At 63.1% G+C, this 2,460-nt stretch carries 2 protein-coding genes and 1 pseudogene; 2 read left to right on the forward strand and 1 reads right to left on the reverse strand.

The window, feature by feature from the left end; genetic code table 11:
• The coding region (locus tag AC2VOG_RS05965) for a hypothetical protein (RefSeq protein WP_486938996.1) at nucleotides 1-304 on the forward strand (304 nt) is incomplete at its 5' end.
• Nucleotides 305-784: 480 nt separating this feature from the next.
• Here the strand turns inward: AC2VOG_RS05965 and AC2VOG_RS05970 are convergent.
• A pseudogene (locus AC2VOG_RS05970) lies at nucleotides 785-1,012 on the reverse strand (ArsR/SmtB family transcription factor); the annotation flags it as partial.
• Between the two features lie 23 nt (nucleotides 1,013-1,035).
• On the opposite strand from AC2VOG_RS05970, the gene AC2VOG_RS05975 reads away from it, so the two are divergent.
• Complete coding sequence (locus AC2VOG_RS05975) at nucleotides 1,036-2,358, forward strand: ISL3 family transposase (protein ID WP_486938997.1); 1,323 nt, start codon at nucleotides 1,036-1,038, stop codon at nucleotides 2,356-2,358.
• Nucleotides 2,359-2,460 lie beyond the last annotated feature (102 nt).

Here is a 2,460-nt window from a genome sequence, read left to right on the forward strand (position 1 = left end):
CCCACTTCTCGAGGTGGCGCAAGAAACCTATCAGCCAAATGATGATCCAAGTGGCATCGGCCAACCCGGCAGCAAGGATAATCGACTCTATCGTAAGGCGCTATCGACCGAGATACTGCGCAACGCAACCCCTGATGGCGAGTTGCGCGCCTACCTTATGCACGGCGTCTGGGAATCCGTCTGGGATCATGAAAACTCCCATCTCGACACCCGGTTTCAGGAAGCCTCCGGTCCGGTAGGAGCCGGGGTCGAAATCGGCCCCGTTGAACCGTTCTATTTGACCCGGTTCCTGGCCAAAGCGTGAGCAAACCCAGGTTTGTTTCATCGACCTTGACACGTTCCGACCACCTAACTTGTTGCCCGCGGCAATCAGACCAAGCCATGTTCGAAAGCGTCCTGCGTAGGAATCATCCAGGCCTGCTACCTGCACCTCCATTTTTTTGCGCGGACTGGCTGGGCCGGTTCGAGCCGGTTCTGGCCGGCGCGTGGGCCTTTCGCAGCAGCGAGCTTATGATGCAGTGGCCGAGATGCGTTAGCTTGCAACGCGACCCAGGTGTTACCAGTGGGTCGTCGAAGGAAACATCAAGGCCTGATTCGATGAGATTGATCACTCCGCATTGACGGGGCGGGTGCCTCAACGCGTCGGGGCCAACCGCACTCCCGCCCATTTGTTCAATCCCGTTCTTCGTCGGGCAAGCGGAGATCTTGATGGTCAGCACGCAGGACTGAGGGCGCCAGTTCCAAGCAAGTGTGAGAGTTGTTGCAGCACAGTTCTATTCACTCAGTAGTAGACCCATGCGGCATGCCGTTCGCTGTCCAGCAATCCAGCGGCGCGCAAAACCTTGAGGTGATGGGAGATGGTGGGCTGGGTCAGTTCAATCCCTACCGACCAATCGCACACGCAGGCTTCACCGGCTCTTCCGAGTTGGCGGGGGTCTGGTGTGACCGATTCGGATCGTGTCGGTGACTGATTGAGGGCTCGCGCCCTTGTGGACTGGGTGTTCTCACACATCCGGGTCGCAGAAAGGCGCGAGCTTGTCCAACGGTACATTGCTGCTTGGTCTCGAAGGCATCGTCGTCGACACGGTGCACCGCAACGACGAGGGCGTGCGGGTGGTGACGGTGCACACCGCCCCCGACTACGTCGGCCGGTGCACGAAGTGCCGTACACGGTCGCGCCGGTCGCGCGGTTGGGTCACCACTCGCCCACGCGATATCAAGATCGGGCCGGACCGGCCGCGGATGGTGTGGCAGAAACGTAAGTGGTTGTGCACCAACACGTCCTGCGACAAGAAGACGTTCACCGAGGCCACACCGAGTGTTCCGACACGGGCACGGGTGACCACACGGGCCAAAGCAGAGATGGCCTCGGCGGTACTCGACGACATCCGGCCGGTTGCCGCGGTCGCCGCAGACTACGGCTGCACCTGGAACACCTGCCATGCAGCCGTTGAGGCCACCGCCGACCCGGTGCTCGGCGGTGAACCCGCACCGATCACCGTGCTCGGTATCGACGAGACCCGCCGCGGGAAGGCCAAGTACGAGACCTGCCCGGATACCGGCAAACGAGTGTGGGTGGACCGCTTCGACACCGGCCTGGTCGACATCACCGGCAACGCGGGCCTGCTGGTGCAAATCAACGGTCGATCAGCCAAACCCGTAGCCGACTGGCTGGGTGCACGAACCCCGCAGTGGCGATGCCAGATCACCCATGTGGCGATCGACATGTCGATGACCTACGCCAAGGCCGCCCGTGACGCGCTGCCGCACGCAGAGCTGATCGTCGACAGATTTCACCTGGTCAAGCGAGCCAACCAGACCGTCGAGGAGGTGCGCCGGCGGACCACCTGGGATAGTCGCGGGCGCCGCGGCCGCAAGGCCGACCCCGAATGGCTCAACCGGCGCCGGCTGCTGCGCGCCGCCGAACGGCTCACCGACACCCAACGCGACCGCCTGGTGGCCGCCCTGGCTGCCGCCGACCCCGGCGGAGACATCCTGGCCGCCTGGATCGCCAAAGAACTGCTGCGCGACGTGCTGGCCTGCACTGCGACCGGCGGCATGCGCTATGACATCGCCGCCGCCTTGTACCGGTTCTACGCATTCTGCGCCGCCACCAAAGTCCCCGAGATCCACGACCTCGCTCAAACCATCGAAACATGGCAGCAGCCAATGCTTCTCGCGATCACCACCGGCCTGTCGAACGCGCGAAGTGAGGGCTACAACCGGATCGTAAAGCACGTCGGACGCGTCGCTTTCGGCTTCCGCAACCCCGATAACCAACGTCGCCGAGTACGGTGGGCCTGCACCCGCCAATCACGGCGAGCGCCGCTCAGGGCCAGGAAACTACACCCCTGCTAACTCGGAAGAGCCCTATATCCGGGGTCGCAAGATTGGCCTGACCGCCCGGACCATGCAGCAGCTCCTCGGAGTCGGCGAGCCGGACTTCGGCGTTCTGCTTGA

The sequence above is a fragment of the Mycobacterium sp. TH-M11 genome (genome assembly GCF_057473725.1).